General features: G+C 40.8%; 16 protein-coding genes. 12 read left to right on the plus strand and 4 right to left on the minus strand.

Annotated elements, in window-relative coordinates; all coding sequences use genetic code 11:
• Positions 1 to 11: 11 nt before the first annotated feature.
• A complete protein-coding gene (locus HH219_RS12920; protein ID WP_169327699.1) occupies positions 12 to 2732 on the minus strand; it encodes an insulinase family protein in 2721 nt (906 codons plus the stop codon).
• Positions 2733 to 2913: 181 nt separating this feature from the next.
• Here HH219_RS12920 and sixA point away from each other — a divergent pair, with 181 nt between their 5' ends.
• The 4 genes from sixA (at position 2914) to HH219_RS12940 (ending at position 5155) form a co-directional block, all read left to right on the plus strand.
• On the plus strand, positions 2914 to 3390 hold the full coding sequence (gene sixA / locus HH219_RS12925) for a phosphohistidine phosphatase SixA (protein WP_211842132.1): 477 nt from the start codon (positions 2914 to 2916) through the stop codon (positions 3388 to 3390).
• A gap of 211 nt (positions 3391 to 3601) precedes the next feature.
• Positions 3602 to 3952 (plus strand): RidA family protein, encoded by a 351-nt coding sequence (locus tag HH219_RS12930; protein WP_054455223.1) that lies wholly within the window; start codon positions 3602 to 3604, stop codon positions 3950 to 3952.
• On the plus strand, positions 3933 to 4406 hold the full coding sequence (locus HH219_RS12935; RefSeq protein WP_054206046.1) for an ASCH domain-containing protein: 474 nt from the start codon (positions 3933 to 3935) through the stop codon (positions 4404 to 4406). Before HH219_RS12930 ends, HH219_RS12935 begins: the two co-directional genes overlap by 20 nt.
• A gap of 11 nt (positions 4407 to 4417) precedes the next feature.
• The gene (locus HH219_RS12940; protein ID WP_169327700.1) at positions 4418 to 5155 is read left to right on the plus strand and encodes an SDR family oxidoreductase; all 738 of its coding nucleotides are present in this window, start codon (positions 4418 to 4420) and stop codon (positions 5153 to 5155) included.
• Between the two features lie 4 nt (positions 5156 to 5159).
• On the opposite strand, the gene HH219_RS12945 is transcribed toward HH219_RS12940, so the two are convergent.
• On the minus strand, positions 5160 to 6083 hold the full coding sequence (locus HH219_RS12945) for an AEC family transporter (RefSeq protein WP_169327701.1): 924 nt from the start codon (positions 6081 to 6083) through the stop codon (positions 5160 to 5162).
• 26 nt (positions 6084 to 6109) lie between these two features.
• Entirely contained in the window at positions 6110 to 6667 is a 558-nt protein-coding gene (smrB, locus tag HH219_RS12950) for an endonuclease SmrB (RefSeq protein WP_054206043.1), read from the minus strand.
• Positions 6668 to 6795: 128 nt separating this feature from the next.
• Between smrB and prmB the strand changes: the two genes are divergently transcribed.
• The 8 genes from prmB to HH219_RS12990 all read left to right on the plus strand — a co-directional run bounded on the left by prmB (position 6796) and on the right by HH219_RS12990 (position 13970).
• A complete protein-coding gene (gene prmB, locus HH219_RS12955; protein WP_054206042.1) occupies positions 6796 to 7731 on the plus strand; it encodes a 50S ribosomal protein L3 N(5)-glutamine methyltransferase in 936 nt (311 codons plus the stop codon).
• 65 nt (positions 7732 to 7796) lie between these two features.
• Positions 7797 to 8894 carry a chorismate synthase gene (aroC, locus tag HH219_RS12960; RefSeq protein ID WP_054206041.1) on the plus strand — a complete coding sequence of 366 codons (1098 nt, stop codon included), beginning with the start codon at positions 7797 to 7799 and terminating at the stop codon, positions 8892 to 8894.
• Positions 8895 to 9025: 131 nt separating this feature from the next.
• On the plus strand, positions 9026 to 9430 hold the full coding sequence (locus HH219_RS12965; RefSeq protein WP_169327702.1) for a DUF4112 domain-containing protein: 405 nt from the start codon (positions 9026 to 9028) through the stop codon (positions 9428 to 9430).
• Positions 9431 to 9514: 84 nt separating this feature from the next.
• Entirely contained in the window at positions 9515 to 10162 is a 648-nt protein-coding gene (locus HH219_RS12970) for a glutathione S-transferase family protein (RefSeq protein ID WP_169327703.1), read from the plus strand.
• 111 nt (positions 10163 to 10273) lie between these two features.
• The gene (locus HH219_RS12975; protein WP_169327704.1) at positions 10274 to 10828 is read left to right on the plus strand and encodes an elongation factor P hydroxylase; all 555 of its coding nucleotides are present in this window, start codon (positions 10274 to 10276) and stop codon (positions 10826 to 10828) included.
• On the plus strand, positions 10818 to 11939 hold the full coding sequence (locus tag HH219_RS12980; RefSeq protein ID WP_169327705.1) for an ATP-NAD kinase family protein: 1122 nt from the start codon (positions 10818 to 10820) through the stop codon (positions 11937 to 11939). Before HH219_RS12975 ends, HH219_RS12980 begins: the two co-directional genes overlap by 11 nt.
• Positions 11940 to 11974: 35 nt before the next feature.
• Positions 11975 to 12250, plus strand: coding sequence for a YfcL family protein (locus HH219_RS12985; protein ID WP_054206036.1), 276 nt, complete (start codon positions 11975 to 11977; stop codon positions 12248 to 12250).
• 160 nt (positions 12251 to 12410) lie between these two features.
• A complete protein-coding gene (locus HH219_RS12990) occupies positions 12411 to 13970 on the plus strand; it encodes an AbgT family transporter (protein ID WP_054455213.1) in 1560 nt (519 codons plus the stop codon).
• 512 nt (positions 13971 to 14482) lie between these two features.
• On the opposite strand, the gene HH219_RS12995 is transcribed toward HH219_RS12990, so the two are convergent.
• Positions 14483 to 16315 carry a DEAD/DEAH box helicase gene (locus HH219_RS12995; protein ID WP_054206034.1) on the minus strand — a complete coding sequence of 611 codons (1833 nt, stop codon included), beginning with the start codon at positions 16313 to 16315 and terminating at the stop codon, positions 14483 to 14485.
• Positions 16316 to 16449: the final 134 nt, after the last annotated feature.

Genomic DNA, 16449 nt, shown 5'->3' on the forward strand with positions numbered 1-16449 from the left:
GCCATGAAGTGTCAAAGAGAATGAGAATAAACAGCCTCTTTTGTCTGTTTTTTCATTTTGGGTACACTTAATAGTTCATATCTTGGTCTATTATCATCAAATGTTGAACGAATATAGATGATCATTTGCGCTAAAGTCAGTTCTTTTAGGGCGTTGAGTAATTTTTTCTGCATATGGAAATGGTGATCTTGGTTTCCAATAGCAAGCCAAAGCCGTTGTGATCTAAGACGTAAGTTCTTATCTTTTTCCGCTATATGAGTTGTTAGCCCGTGCTTTTGCTGCTGCCACTGCTGTTCATCTAATTGGCTCAATGTAGCTAAAAATTTAGCGATAAACTCATTGTGGCGCTCTAATAGTGTCAATGCTGAGTAATCGGGTGATTGTACATAAAAGGCCATACCAGCGCGGGTATTAAATGGTGCGTAACCTGCGCCAACTAAGTAGCCTAATTGTTGGTTTGTCCGTAGCTCGTTAAAGTAATCTTGATTAATAAGGTGGTTTAGAGCCATCATTTTTACTTTTTCAGCGACCTCATCAGTTTGGGCTTGGTAATAAATGACCATGGCATGATCATTACAGTTAAGCTCTAACTGAGTGCGTGTAATTTTATCTATCTCAAATAATGGGCGTGTTAAATCAGCAATCGTGGCTGACTTTGCCAAATGCTGCGCTACTTTCTTTTGAAATTCTATCGCGTCACTTTCTCGCCAGTTGCCATGTAAAAATGACTCCACATGCAGAGCGTTAAAAAACTCCTTTCTAAAGCAATTAAACTGATGAAAGCTGGTGTCTTTAAGTGCAGTTGCTAACTGCTCTGGTTCTGGGTTCCACGGCATAACTTTAGCGCCAAGCACACTGAATAATTCCCCTACAGGTTTATTTTGATTACTGTTTCGCCAATGACGCACCAATTGTTTTTTATATTCAGCAAAGCGCTTTGCACAAATAGTGACATTAAATAATGCATTAAGTAATTCGTCGACTAATTCTAATTGACTTGATGATAATCCTGCGGTGTGCAGTGTTAATCCACCTTGATGGGACGTTAAGTGATAGCTAAGCCCTGCAAGCTCTGCGGGGTAAAATTGCTCAGCCACACTGTCCATAAATAAGTCGGCAAAAAGACGCGTTAATGCCATGTGTTTTATATCTTTAACGGCAAAGTCAGAGTCCATAGCTAAGTAGAAATGACCCTTCGCAACGCGAAATGTATTATCTTGCTTAAACCAAAAGTCAAATCCAGGTTCTTTTACTAATAGTCGAGGGTGCGGCTGTGGTTGATCTAGTTCGTGTAAAGTAACTTCTTTTGTTAAGTATGGGTTTGCAGTTGGCAGTAGCATTTCTGGTAATGGTGTATTTATTTCACATAGGGCTTCAAGCCAGCACGTTGAAATGCTCTCAACACGGTAAGGGGTGTGATACCACTTAGTTTTATGCTCTGGCTCTACATCTGGGTGGATCAACACCAAGCGCATATTATGCGGTGTTAGCCATTGCATCGCCATGTTGTGAGCACTTTCATTAAAGCCCACCATTAAATAATCACCCTGTACGTAATTGGGTTCATCATAATGTTGCATATTGATACTTAAATTACTGACCCAGTCGATTAAACGGGCTTTTTCTTGATTATCAAATGCAATTTGCAAGAGATTTTTTTTATCTTGATATAAACGAGGCAGCTTATCGACATTTTGATTGATTAAGCAAATATACTCAAATATCATTTCAACAATATCTTCATAGTATTCAATGCCTTCATCGGTTAGCGCCACGCTAATATTAAAGTCTTTAAAGTTACTGCCATTAATTCCGCCACCAGCAGAAAGTGCGTTTATCCAGCCTTGTTCTTTTAAGGTTGAATATAATGACCCTTGCCCTTCATACCCTAGTAAGTGAGCAATAAAACTCACTGTTTTATGGCGATAAAAATCATCAATATTAGGCATGGCAAAACTTACTATGAGCTTTTGCATATGTTTATGTGGTTCAATATGCAGCACTTTAGACAAATCTTGCGGGCGATAGAGTGGCGCTTCAATAACTGGCTTTTTAACTGCTTGGCCTTTTATAGCACCAAATAAAGACGTGACCCAATTTTGCATGGTCGCAATATTTGCGCTTGAACATACAACAAGGCTCATCCACTGGGCTTGATAATAGCGTTCAAAAAAACTTTTAAGTTCGTCGCTGATACATAATGTACGATCAGCTAAGGTTTGTTGATTACCAACTGAAAATTTGGAAAAAGGGTGAGCTGGATTAACGGTTTCTTTGTGGGCTTGATAAATGCGTCTGCCATCGTCTTTAATTTTTAGTTTGAATTCTGCATCAATTGCATTGCGCTCTTTTTCAGTTTCAGCAGGGCTTAGTAATGGCGAGATAAAAAAACGGCTAAATTGTTCAAGCGCGTGTTCGAACTCTTGATCGTTAATATCGAAAAAATAGCAAGTATGCTCAGTGCCTGTCCATGCATTGGTATTACCACCAGCTTGAGATACAAAATTACCAAAGCTTCCCGACTCTGGAAACTTATCTGTCCCTAAAAAAAGCATATGTTCTAAAAAGTGCGCCAGCCCTTGTCTATCAAGAGGATCATCAAAATGACCTGCGTTTACAGCCATCGAAGCGGCGGCTTTGGTTGAATCTTTATCTTGCACTAACAGTACTTTTAGACCATTGTCCAGTGTGTGGGAGTGGTATGTTCTGTTATCATTGCGGCTGATATTCAAATGATGCTCCTGAAACTTAGCGTTTACTTGTTAACAACAGATGATATCTTCAGGACAGCAATTATAGAGCTTGGTTATTTCTTCCTGAATATCATAAGCGATAGGTGGGACGTTGTTTTAATATAGCGGACAAACGGGCAAACTGGCTACTGTTTTATATTCTTTAATCGGTTGATTTTTTATGAAAACAATCCTAATAATGCGCCACGGCGAAGCAACACCGATGCAAGCTGACGATGCAAGTAGAAATTTGACTTTGATTGGTCAACAGCAAGCTGAAAAAATGGGTTTATGGTTGCACGCAACACATGAACCAACGGGCTTATTAGTGAGCCCTTATATACGTGCTCAGCAAACTGCGTTAGAGGTTAAAAAGCATAACCGCTTTTTATTTGAAGAAACCTGTGGTGATATTGTTCCTGAAGCAAATCCACAAGTGGCAGCCGATTATCTTGAAACACTCATTGCGATGCACCCTGAGTGTGATTCATGGCTAGTGGTTGCTCATATGCCAATTGTGAGTTATTTAGTCGATCAATTAAGTATTGGTAATATGCCAATTTTTAATACGGGGGCTGTTGCGGTGCTTAGTTATGATGAAAGTCATCAAAAAAGCGAATATTTAAGCATTCATGCACCGAGTAACGTTGATGTTTAGCTTTTAAACCAACCCTTTGGGCGTTTCACAGACGCTTACTCTCTACGTTGTTACTTCTTAAAAGGGGCGACCATTATTGCAAAGTAGCGCCTTGATGTTAAGCCCCTGTGAAACGCTGAATTCTGCATCTTGAGCTGGTTTGGGCATACATACCTTGTTTTCAGTCCCAAATTTGCTAAATTAGTGCCAAATTAATTTAGCAGAGATCCCCATGACAATTGAACGTCTTCAAACTGGTGCGCGTATGAGCCGCATCGTAAAACACAACGGCACTGTTTATTTATGTGGCCAAGTGTGTGCTGATGCTGAAAAAAACATCACTGAACAAACGCAAACCATGCTTGATAAAGTAGAGCTACTTTTAAATGAAGCTGGTAGCTCAAAAGAGCATATGCTCAGCGCCACAATTTATGTAAAAAGTATGGAATACTTTGCCGATATGAATACGGTTTGGGATGCATGGGTACCACAAGGGCATGCACCTGCACGTGCATGTGTTGAAGCTAAAATGGCGCGTGATGCCCTGTTAGTTGAGATTTCAGTTGTTGCCGCACTTAAGTAATCAGCATGCTATTGAACGGCTAATTTGTGCTTTTAATAAAGCAACAGGCCGTTCATTGCAAACACTGCCAGCGTGGTATTTTTGCGATAATGAAATTGATGCTAATGACTGCGCTAATTTAGTGCTACAAAATATTAAAACAGCCACCACAACATCACTTTATTGGTTTGAGCATAATAACGAAGCGTTACCTACCGCTGGTGATTTAAATATTTTCACCGATTGGCAAGGCAACCCCCTTGGTATTATCGAAACCACACATGTCGCCATAATACCTTATAATGAAATCACTGCACAGTACGCCGCTTTAGAAGGTGAGGGTGATAAAAGCCTCGCTTATTGGCAAAAAGTCCATTGGGCTTACTACCAGCGTGAACTTGCAGGCACTGATTTTTCACGCAGTGAAACAATGCCGTTAGTGTGTGAGCAATTTAAACGGGTGTTCGTTGTATAAAAGGACTGATAATGAAAGCTAACCCCGTAGTGCTTATAACAGGTGCCAGCAGAGGCATAGGCGCGGCGACAGCACTTTATTTTGCACGCCATGGCTATGATGTATGCATTAATTACAAAGCCAATCAGCAAAACGCTGAAAAAGTAGCAGAGCAAGTACGCCGCGTGGGAAGGCGCGCAGAATTAGTGCAGGCTGATGTATCAAAAGAAGCAGACGTTGTTGCTATGTTTCAATCACTGGATAAGCTGTTTGGTAAGCTCACAGTGCTTGTTAATAACGCGGGTATTTTAAAGCCACAAATGCGGTTACTTGATATGGATGCACAACGTATAAATGAGGTATTGACTACTAATGTAACTAGCGCCTTTTTATGTAGTCGTGAAGCTATTAAGCGCATGCCCAATGGCGGCAGCATTGTTAATGTTTCATCGGCTGCATCACGCACTGGCTCTCCAAACGAATACATTGATTATGCTGCATCAAAAGGGGCTATGGATACATTAACCGTTGGCTTAGCTAAAGAGGTTGCGGGACAAAAAATTAGAGTGAATTCAGTTAGACCTGGGCTTATTTACACCGATATGCACCGTGATGGCGGCGAAGTCAATCGCGTAGAACGTCTTAAGGATAAACTGCCGTTGGGTCGAGGTGGGCAACCAGAAGAAGTCGCTGCTGCAATTTATTTTTTAGCGTCTGATCAAGCGTCTTTTACAACAGGTAGTTTTATTGATGTCGCTGGCGGTTTATAAAAAGCTATAATAATACTGATAACCAAAAGCTAAAGCTAAATACACTTAATACCGTTGAAATAACGACGGTACTTGCCAGCGTAGCTTGATGCTGTTTTATTTGGCAAGCAATCAAATACGCATTTACACCCAAAGGTGATGCGCTTAATAATACCAGCACATTTAACAGTGCAGGCTGGAGTTGAAATATTGTTTTACCTATTAAAAATACTAAGCTGGGTAAAATGAATAGCTTTAGTATGGAAGCAATAATGGCGCCGCGCCAATTTTCAGCTACTTTGTAAAATGCTAAATTAGCCCCTAACACAAAAAGCGCACACGGGATTGCTGGCTGAGCTAAAAGCGTTAAACCAGTGTTTAAATTATCAAATAGTGATATGCCAGCTGTATTAAATGCTATGCCACTGCTGATGCTTAAGACCACAGGATTGAGTAGCATGTTTTTAGCAAATTTTGACCAAGAAAAAGCGTGCTCACTCCCTTTGGCGCTTATTAAAAAAGTAAAGGTAAACAGCAGCGCACTATGAAAGGTAATGATCATAAAAATGATCCCCATCATTTGATCGCCCATGGCTGCAATAATAATGGGCAACCCGACTAACACGGTATTTGAGTAGCTACTGCCCAAAGCAAACACGCTATGGCGTTCATAATGAGATTGTTTAGATAAATAAAAGCGATCAATTACCAACGCGAGTAAGAAGATAAGTATGACGGGGATATAAAAGCTCAAAAAGCCATACAAGCTCACACTATTTTGTAAATCAGCTTTGGCCATGTTTAAAAATAAAAATGCTGGAACACTAATATAAAAAGTAAATTTACTTAAGCCTTCAACATGCCCTTGCGACAAAAATGTGCTGCGGCTACAAATAAACCCACATAAAACAAGAAAGATCAGTGGAAAGATAATCGAAAAAATATGCACTGACCAGTGGCCTTAATATGGGTTAATTAACGTCTAAACTCATCGCTTTGCGGTAAATTTATTAATATAAGTACTGCGCCTTTACCGCCATACTCAAGAGGTGCTTGGTGCATTGCTATCACATCAGGGTGCTGTACTAAATATTGTGGTACTTTGTGCCTAAGGATATGCCCACCAATGCCATGCACAACGCATGCACAATAATAATGTTTCTTTTTACACTCATGGAGCAGCCCCGCGAGTTCATCTTTGGCTACTTCTTTATTTAATCCGTGCAAATCGAGTGTGAGATCAGGCACAAAGTCACCTCTGCGTAGCTGTTTAGCTAAAAAGCGATCTTGACCATCTTGAACATAATTAACTGTACCATTGGTATCAATATCGGGCACATATTCATCAGAGAAGAAAAATTCTGACTGATGTTGCTTTTTTTGCTGGGCAAATTGCTTAGCTTGTGACACTTTAGGTTTATTGGTAAAGCGGTGAGTGTCTTGTTTAAAAACGCGCGCACCACTGATACTTTGACGAAACAAGTCAATGTCATCAGTGCTAATAGGGCTGTTTGAATGGGGATCTTTTTTCATAGCGGCAGTCTAAACAAAAAAACGCAAAAAATCGAGTTAAAAGGCGTTACAATAAGTAGGGCAATCATGAGGCCGATGATGGCCTCGGTTGGATTAATAATTTTGAAAGTAGCAGGCAGATAACACACATGAGCGAATTACTAATAGAAGAAGCAACCTTAGATGAAGCTGTGGCAGAACTTTCAACGTTACACGATTGGTTACGATGGACCACAAGTCAGTTTGCCAGCAGTGGTATCTTTTTTGGACACGGTACAGATAACGCCTGGGATGAAGCGGTCAGTTTATTATTACCAGCATTAAGCTTACCAATAGATGCACCAAAAGAGTTGATGCATGCGCGCTTAACTAGCACCGAAAAAAATCGCTTAGCGGGTCTGATTGCAGAACGCATTAACGACTGTACACCAGTACCTTATCTTACAAATATTGCATGGTTTGCGAATATGCAGTTTTATGTAGATGAGCGTGTATTGATCCCTCGTTCTCCATTTGCAGAGCTTATTAATAACCGCTTTACGCCATGGCTTGAAGAGCCAGAATCAGTCAACCGCATTTTAGATTTATGTACAGGGTCGGGTTGTATCGCTATTGCTTTGGCACAAGCTTTTGAGCAAGCACAAGTAGACGCGGTTGATATCTCTTATGAAGCCCTTGAAGTGGCAGATATCAACATCACAGATTACCAATTAAGTGATCGCGTATTACCGATTCAATCTGATGTATTTAGTGGCGTTCCAGGACAAAAATATGACCTGATCGTTGCAAATCCGCCATACGTTGATGCAGAAGACATGGCTGATTTACCTCGCGAATTTCACCATGAACCAGAGCTAGGCTTGGCATCTGGTCACGATGGTTTAGATGTAACGCGTACTATATTGAGCGATGCAGCAGAGCATCTAACTGATAACGGTTTGTTATTTGTCGAAGTAGGTAACTCTATGGTACATATGGATGCACTTTACCCAGGTGCGCCGTTTGAATGGGTTGAATTTGAACAAGGCGGTCTTGGCGTATTTGTGATCAGTAAAAAACAATTAGTAGCGTATTTTGCTGACTGAGCACACTAAAATTAAAGCCGAGCCCTAGGCTCGGTTCTCAGTAGTCATTAGGAATGAGGAAAGCAATGGCAGGTAATAGCATTGGGCAGTTATTTAAAGTGTCCACCTTTGGCGAAAGCCACGGCGTTGCCTTAGGCGGTGTTGTGGATGGTACGCCCGCAGGCCTTGAAATCACAGAGGCCGATTTACAAATCGATTTAGATCGTCGTAAACCAGGACAAAGCCGTTATACAACGCAGCGCCGTGAAGACGATCAGATCAAAATTCTTTCAGGTGTATTTGAGGGTAAAACCACGGGCACTAGCATTGGTTTACTGATTGAAAACACCGATCAACGTTCAAAAGATTACGGAAAAATCAAAGACGTATTTCGCCCAGGTCATGGTGATTACACTTATTGGCATAAATACGGGCTACGTGATTACCGCGGCGGTGGTCGTTCATCGGCACGAGAAACCGCTATTCGCGTTGCAGCCGGTGCAATAGCTAAAAAATACCTAAAACAATTTCATGGTATTGAAGTACGTGCGTGTTTAAGTCAACTTGGGCCAATTAAAGCCGAAAATTACGATTGGGATGAAGTTGAAAATAACCTTTTCTTCTTCCCAGATGCAAGCAAGTTAGACGCACTTGATGAATATATGCGCGACCTTAAAAAGCAAGGTGATTCAGTGGGGGCAAAAGTCAAAGTGGTTGCTAAAAACGTACCGGTTGGCTTAGGCGAACCAGTATTTGACCGCCTAGACGCAGAGCTTGCGCATTCACTAATGAGCATTAACGCAGTCAAAGGCGTTGAAATAGGTGATGGTTTTGATGTGGTAGAGCAAAAAGGTTCGCAGCACCGCGATGAACTTACACCTGAAGGTTTTACATCAAACCATGCCGGTGGCGTACTTGCAGGTATATCTACAGGGCAAGATATCATTGCTTCAATTGCGCTTAAGCCAACATCGAGTATTACTATTCCCGGTAACAGTATTAACACCGAGAACGAAGCGGTTGAGATGATCACTAAAGGCCGCCACGATCCCTGTGTAGGCATTCGTGCAATCCCGATTGCTGAGGCGATGATGGCTATTACTTTAATGGATCATTTGCTACGCCAACGCGGTCAAAACCCACATGTAAACCACGAACATGGGCCAATTAAAGGCTCAGTTTAGGTATTTATAACACAATAAGTATTACTAACTAAAAGCGCGTTAAACGCGCTTTTTTGCTTTTTACAATTTAAATACAGCTTTCAGGATTAGTTCAACTTCACATTTGTATAATTTTTTTGGAGGTTATTACTATGCAAAATTCTACTTATGTAAATACAGAGCAAGTTAAGCAAACTAAACAAAAAGCAACACTTGCAAGATTAGAGCGTTTTAGTCAGATAACCGATAGCAGTATCCGAATCCCCTTTACCAATTTTAAATTCGGGGTTGACGCATTAATTGGCCTTGTACCATTTATTGGAGATGTAGCAGGCTTAATTCTATCGACCTATATATTATTTGAGGCTCAAAAATTAGGCGTAAGCTGGCATATTAAGCTACGTATTCTATTCAATATGGCTATAGATTTTATAGGTGGGCTAGTGCCTGTGTTTGGGGATATTTTTGATGCATTTTTCAAGGCCAACACTCGTAATACGCGTTTGTTAAAAAATCATATAACTAAACAGTTAAAAGCAAGGGGGATTGAAAACTAAAATAAGCTTATTAGGATTAAAGTTTTGATGAGTTATTGCACAGTTGTAGGTATATTGAGTTTCATCTACAAGCAGGATTTTAAAATGCAATTATTTATCGGTAATAAAAACTATTCTACCTGGTCGCTTAGAGCGTGGTATTTAATGAGTAAATTCAATATGGATTTTACTGAGGAGCAGTTGGTACTCGACACTCCTGAGTTTTATAAAACACTTAGTACGCAATTTGATGTGCAAAAAGTTCCCGCATTAATCGATGGTGGTTTGCACGTATGGGACTCTCTCGCAATTTGTGAATACATCAACGATGCTTATCTAGCTGGTTCAGCCTGGCCGAAAGATATAGCTCAGCGAGCCAAAGCGCGTAGTTTAAGCGCCGAAATGCATTCAGGGTTTATGGCGTTACGTAATGAAATGCCAATGAATATTCGTGCAACTCGTTTTGTTGAGCTATCTGATACTGCTAAAAATGATATAACACGGATAGATGAAATTTTTACGCAACAACAAGCCGATTACCCAAATGCTTGGCTATTCGGTGAATTTAGTATTGTTGATGCTATGTACGCGCCTATTGTACTGCGCTTAAAAACTTATCAAATTAATTTATCCGAAGCGGCAACTCGCTATACTGAGCAAGTGATTAATTGCCCAGTATTACAAAGCTGGATAAAACAAGCACTAACAGAAACAGATATTGTCGAATGTGATGAAGCTGGCGTTGATGTTTAACTTGTTTTGCTAACCTATATGGCTTTTTACTTTCCTTTGAAAAGCCAGTACAATTCGCCACGTTTTTAATTGCATTAGCAGTATTATATCAAGGTGAGTTATCGAGTTTTTATGCATCAAATCGCCGATTTAATTTCTATTTTTGATAGCACTTTTTACCAAAGCCACAATACGCGCTTAATAAAAGGTGAGCATGAGCCAATTTATACGCCTGCTAACGAGCATACGTCATATCATCAAATCGTATTTGCCCATGGCTTTTACGCCAGTGCTCTGCATGAAATTGCGCATTGGTTAGTCGCGGGTGATAAACGCAGGCTTTTAGAAGACTATGGGTACTGGTATTGCCCAGACGGGCGAGATGCATCTCAACAAGCTAAATTTGAATCTGTTGAAGTTAAACCACAAGCAATAGAGTGGGCACTAAGCGCAGCGGCGGGGTTTGATTTTAATGTCTCTGTTGATAATTTAAATGGTGAGCAAACATGTCGTTTTGATTTTCAAGTACGTGTGCATCAGCAGTTAATCCAGTTTTTAGATGATGGTTTTAATCCGCGTACTAGTACTCTTTTAAACGCATTAAGTAAATTTTATAACACGCCGTGGCCATTGAGTACGGCGCAGTTTTTATGGCAACATCCACAGGAGCTTTGTAATGGCGTTTAAATTAGGATTAATTGTTAATCCTGTTGCGGGTTTAGGTGGTAGTGTGGCGCTCAAAGGCAGTGATGGTGCTGACACTGCAGCCAAAGCGATTAAGCTTGGGGCGCAACCAAAAGCAAATTTACGAACTCAAGCTGCACTTGAAGTATTAACACCTTATCAGAACCAGCTTACTATTTATACTGCCAATGGTGCAATGGGCGAGCATACAGCCAAAGAGCTTGGCTTTACCACTGAAGTTATTTATTACAGTGAACATATTACTACCTCTGTGGACACAGAGCAGGCTGCAAAAGCATTATTAGAATTAGGTGTCGATCTTATTTTATTTGCTGGAGGCGATGGCACCGCCCGTAATATTTGTCATGCGGTTGAAGACAATGTCCCTGTGCTTGGTATTCCTGCAGGATGCAAAATTCATTCAGGTGTGTACGCTATTACGCCAAAAGCAGCAGGGCGTGTAGTTGAAATGCTGGTTAAAGGGGAACTTGTTACTCTTGGTGATGCCGATGTTATGGATATTGACGAAGATGCGTTTCGCCAAGGCACAGTAAAAGCAAAACGTTATGGTGAAATGCAAGTCCCGAGTGAAGTGCGTTATGTGCAAGCTGTAAAAAATGGTGGCAAAGAAACCGATGAACTTGTATTGGCTGATATAGCCGCACATGTTGTGAGTGAAATGGAAGAAGACACGCTCTATATTATGGGCAGTGGCTCAACAGTTGAAGCGGTGATGCATGAGATGGGCCTTGAAAACACGCTATTAGGTGTCGACTTGGTCGAAGATCAGCAGCTGATTGGGCGCGATCTTACTGCACAGAAGTTACTTGAATTAACAAAAAATCGAAAAACCAAGTTAGTGATCACGCTTATCGGTGGTCAAGGCCATATTTTTGGTCGCGGTAACCAACAATTAAGCCCTGCACTAATTCGTGCTGTAGGTTCACACAACATTATAGTGGTGGCAACAAAAACCAAACTACAGGCTTTAAATGGCCGTCCTCTCATTAGCGATACTGGCGATACTGAGTTGGATGATGAATTAAGCGGTTATATTCGTGTTACAAGCGGATTTAACGACCATATTATGTATGCAGTAGGCCACCAAGATTAATGGCTAACACACTGCAAAATCAGGAGAAGTAAGTAATGAGTTTAGTAAGCTATATAGATGCAGCCCAGCAGTATTTTGACGACTTAGTGATCAAAGCCACTGATGACGAGCTTTTTGCCGGTGGTTATTTACGCGGTCACTTTGATTTGGCTGTAGGGTATGCGCAAGTTGAAGAGCTCAACTTAGAAGTGTCAGAACTCAACGAGACGGTTGAAAAAAGCTTAGTAAAAGCGTATCGCAATGGCGAATTAAATGAAGATGACAAAACACTGGTTGTGAGAATTTGGGAAGAAGTAAAAGCGCTCGCATAATTTGTTCTAAGGTAACAGAAATAAAAACGGCAATCTTGCCGTTTTTTTGTGCTTTTTTATAATTCCGTCCCTAAAAACGCATTTTTATGTTTACTTAAAATTTACCTAAAGCGGCATTTACGGTAATGTAGCAAAGTATTAATTCTAGGGAACAAGCGAAATGAATAATAATAATGATGTGGCAATGCCAACAGGTGTTGTTGCTCGATTTTTAAACTTTGTTGAACGGGTGGGTAATAAGCTACCTGATCCGGCAATTATATTTTTGTTTGCCATGTTATTAATTTGGTTTTTATCATGGTGGTTTTCTGGCGTAAGTTTTGACGCCATTGATCCACGTACTGGTGAAGCCATTATAATTAACAACATGCTGGCAAGTGATTCTTTGGCCACTTTTTTATCTTCTATGGTAAAAACGTTTACAGGTTTTGCACCGTTAGGTGTGGTATTAGTGGCTATGCTAGGTGTAGGTGTTGCTGAACATTCAGGTTTCATCAATACTGGCCTTAAGCTAATGCTTAAAGTAACTCCGCAAAAGCTATTAACTCCTTCGATTATCCTAGTTGCTATTGTTAGCCATACAGCAACCGATGCTGGTTATGTATTGGTTATACCATTAGCGGGTGTGATTTTTTACGCTGCAGGACGCCATCCTCTTGCCGGTATTGCAGCCGCATTTGCAGGGGTAAGTGGTGGCTTTGGGGCTAACTTTATTCCATCAGGAATTGATCCACTATTACAAAGCTTTACGCAAAGTGCAGCGCAAATAATTAACCCTACAATGACGGTAAACCCATTAAATAACTGGGCATTTGCATCGGCGTCAAGTTTGTTTATCGTATTAGTAGGCTGGTATATCACTGATAAAATTATCGAACCACGTTTACAAAAAACAAAAGTTGATGGCGCAGAAGAAGACTTACCCGTATTTGAAGATGCGCGCAGTGATGAAAAACGTGCCTTTTTTATTGCAAGTAGCGTGATGATAGCAGGTCTTGCATTGTTAGCGTTTGTTTCAGCACCAGCAGATTCTGCAATGCGCAGCAGTGATGGCTCGCTTACTAATTTTAGTTCGCCTTTAATGCAGTCAATTGTGCCGTTAATCTTTTTACTCTTTTGGATCCCGGGTGCTGTATATGGCTTTACAGTCGGCACGTTTAAAACCACCAAAGACATGATAGATGCTATGAGTAAAGCCATGAATGGCATGGCGTACTATATTGTTATGGCGTTCTTCTGTTCGTTATTTATTGCCGCATTTAGTAAATCAAACTTAGGTGCATTACTGGCTATTGAAGGCGCGCAGCTTTTAAAAGCGATGGAATTACCCAGTGCTGTAACTGTCGTTGGCATCATCTTTTTAACAGGCTTTGTTAACTTATTTGTAGGCTCAAGCTCAGCTAAGTGGGCGCTGCTAGGTCCTGTATTTGTGCCTATGCTAATGCAGTTGGGCATTTCACCCGATCTAACGCAAGCAGCTTATAGGGTTGGAGACTCAAGCTCTAATATCATTACACCGCTTATGCCTTACTTTCCGCTAGTTGTTGTTTACTGCCAAAAGTATGTCAAAGGCACCGGAATCGGCACGCTCATTGCGTTGATGCTGCCATACTCAATCGCCTTTATGATTGGCTGGAGCTTATTTTTACTCGGCTACTGGGCACTTGGTTTACCGCTAGGAATAGACGCAAGTTATGTTTACCCTGCCGTAGCGCCTTAGATATTGGAATAATCATTTAAAAAATAGCCCCACCATGAAAATGATGGGGCTTTTTTGTTTCATAATTTTAAGATAAGCCATATTCTTCGCTTTTTAATATGGAAAGCGAATGCGTGTTTTTTCTACAATAGCATTAACATTATATAGAGCATGGAGAATAATAAAGAGCGTGACTTGTAAGGTTTTATTTAATTAAGTAGTCACATTAATAAAGGATTAAAATGAATAGGGACGTTAACCTTCATACTAATAAATGAATGGAAGAAATGTTTTTTTGGGGAGAGGGTAAACCCCTTTCTTGGTTTTTAATAAGATACAAGTGAGCAGTGTTGTCCATTAAGTAATATGGAACAACCACAACTTACAACTTACCGCTTAAGGCTTAAAACTTACGGTGTAACTTCTCTAAAACTTTATTCTCGCTAACTTCCTTCTACTAACTTTACTTTATTCCAGACACAAAAAAACCTTACCATTTACATGGCAAGGTTTTTTTATTAAAGACGCGTTGCTTATTTAGCTGTGAAGCTTACTGGGCGACGTTCTTTACGAGGGCCGCTGCGCTTATCACCACGAGGGCCATCAGTGCGCTTTCTGTCACCTGATGGACGCTCAGAGCGTTCGCCACGAGGTTCAGCAGGGCCTTGATCTTGTGTAATTGTTAAGCCCATTGGACGTTTACAAATAAACACTTTTTGGAAATGATCAAGTACATCTTTTGGCATGTTTTGCGGTAATTGAACCGTACTGTGATTATCGTGTAAACGAATATCACCAATAAACTTGCTTGAGATATCAGCTTCGTTAGCGATAGCGCCAACAATGTTCTTAACTTGCACACCATGCTCACGACCTACTTCGATACGGTAAGTATCCATAGGGCCTGCATCACGGCTGTTACGTTCGCGAGGTTTACGCTCAGCGCGTTCACCACCACGCTCGCCGCCACGTTCGTTACGACGTCCGCGGTCACCGCGATCGTTACGTGGGTTGCGGTCGTTACGCTCGTTACGTTCACGAGGTTGAATCTTAACTTCTTCAACTTTAATTGGTGATTGTTGCTGTGCTAAACACAGTAACGCACCCGCTAGGTCTTCAGGAGCAAGTTCAAGTTTTTCAGCCATTTTAATAGCTACTTCATTGAAGAAGGTAATATCTTTGTTTTCAAGTGCGATAGCAAGTTTTGCTTGTAACGCTTCGATACGTTTTTCTTCAACTACTTTAGCTGTAGGCAATTCAACCTGTGCAATATCTGAATTCGTATGACGCATGATATTTTTAAGTAAATAGCGTTCATTGTGTTTTACGAATAAAATTGCTTTACCAGTACGACCAGCACGACCTGTACGACCGATACGGTGAACGTAGGCTTCAGAATCTTGTGGGATATCGTAGTTGATAACAAGGCTTAAACGGTCAACATCTAGACCACGTGCCGCAACGTCTGTTGCGATAACGATGTTCAACATGCCGCTTTTTAAGCGATCTACAGTGCGTTCACGTGCTTGCTGGTTCATATCACCATTAAGCGGAGCTACAGAGAAACCTTCGCGCTCTAATAACTCAGAAAGCTGTACTGTATCGTTACGAGTACGCACGAATACAATAGCGCCTTCATATTGCTCAGCTTCTAAAAAGCGAACAATGGCTTTATTCTTGTGTACGCTTGCATTCCAAAACACTTGCTCAACAGATGATACAGTTGAGTTACGCGCAGAAATATGAACCTGTTCAGGGTTATTCATATATTTGCTGCTGATATTTTGAATTTGCTTAGGCATAGTCGCAGAGAAAAGACATGTTTGCTTTTCGCGCGGTGTTTTTTCCATGATGTTTTCAACATCATCGATAAAGCCCATACGTAACATTTCATCGGCTTCATCAAGTACCAATGCTTGTAAAGCATCAAACTTGATAGTGCCACGGTTAATATGATCGATTAAGCGACCTGGAGTAGCGACAATAACTTGCGCGCCACGACGAAGTGCACTTAGTTGGATACTGTAGCTCTGGCCACCATAAAGTGCCAATACTTCAATACCACGAACATGTTTAGCATATTGTTCGAATGCCTCAGCTACTTGGATCGCAAGCTCACGGGTTGGTGTGAGTACAAGGATCTGCGGCTGCTTCACAGACGGGTCAATATTATTAAGTAATGGCAGTGCAAATGCTGCGGTTTTACCTGTACCCGTTTGAGCTAGTCCCAGTACGTCCTTTCTTTCTAGCAATAACGGTATACATTGAGCTTGGATTTCAGATGGTGTCTTGTAACCCAACTCTTCAACTGCCTTCAAGATTGCAGGAGAAAGATTTAGAGATTCAAACGTGACTGGTTCTGACATTAATACGCCTCAACGAATTTAAAGAGGCGCGCATTGTATAGGATTTGTGAGGCAAATGCTTGTATAAATTACAACTAATTTATATGTGGTTGATGTTGATTGAAATTTAACCAGTTCGATTTTTAAGCAAGTCA

Origin of the sequence: Pseudoalteromonas sp. NEC-BIFX-2020_015 (assembly GCF_012952265.1) — a bacterium.
Taxonomy (GTDB): Bacteria; Pseudomonadota; Gammaproteobacteria; order Enterobacterales; family Alteromonadaceae; genus Pseudoalteromonas; species Pseudoalteromonas neustonica.

What these genes read in the sequence shown, in the direction of transcription:
- sixA (WP_211842132.1), top strand. Translation starts at nt 2,914, where the DNA reads ATGAAAACAATCCTAATAATGCGCCACGGCGAAGCAACACCGATGCAA.
- HH219_RS12930 (WP_054455223.1), top strand. Translation starts at nt 3,602, where the DNA reads ATGACAATTGAACGTCTTCAAACTGGTGCGCGTATGAGCCGCATCGTA.
- HH219_RS12940 (WP_169327700.1), top strand. Translation starts at nt 4,418, where the DNA reads ATGAAAGCTAACCCCGTAGTGCTTATAACAGGTGCCAGCAGAGGCATA.
- smrB (WP_054206043.1), bottom strand. Translation starts at nt 6,667, where the DNA reads ATGAAAAAAGATCCCCATTCAAACAGCCCTATTAGCACTGATGACATT.
- prmB (WP_054206042.1), top strand. Translation starts at nt 6,796, where the DNA reads ATGAGCGAATTACTAATAGAAGAAGCAACCTTAGATGAAGCTGTGGCA.
- aroC (WP_054206041.1), top strand. Translation starts at nt 7,797, where the DNA reads ATGGCAGGTAATAGCATTGGGCAGTTATTTAAAGTGTCCACCTTTGGC.
- HH219_RS12965 (WP_169327702.1), top strand. Translation starts at nt 9,026, where the DNA reads ATGCAAAATTCTACTTATGTAAATACAGAGCAAGTTAAGCAAACTAAA.
- HH219_RS12970 (WP_169327703.1), top strand. Translation starts at nt 9,515, where the DNA reads ATGCAATTATTTATCGGTAATAAAAACTATTCTACCTGGTCGCTTAGA.
- HH219_RS12975 (WP_169327704.1), top strand. Translation starts at nt 10,274, where the DNA reads ATGCATCAAATCGCCGATTTAATTTCTATTTTTGATAGCACTTTTTAC.
- HH219_RS12980 (WP_169327705.1), top strand. Translation starts at nt 10,818, where the DNA reads ATGGCGTTTAAATTAGGATTAATTGTTAATCCTGTTGCGGGTTTAGGT.
- HH219_RS12985 (WP_054206036.1), top strand. Translation starts at nt 11,975, where the DNA reads ATGAGTTTAGTAAGCTATATAGATGCAGCCCAGCAGTATTTTGACGAC.
- HH219_RS12990 (WP_054455213.1), top strand. Translation starts at nt 12,411, where the DNA reads ATGAATAATAATAATGATGTGGCAATGCCAACAGGTGTTGTTGCTCGA.
- HH219_RS12995 (WP_054206034.1), bottom strand. Translation starts at nt 16,315, where the DNA reads ATGTCAGAACCAGTCACGTTTGAATCTCTAAATCTTTCTCCTGCAATC.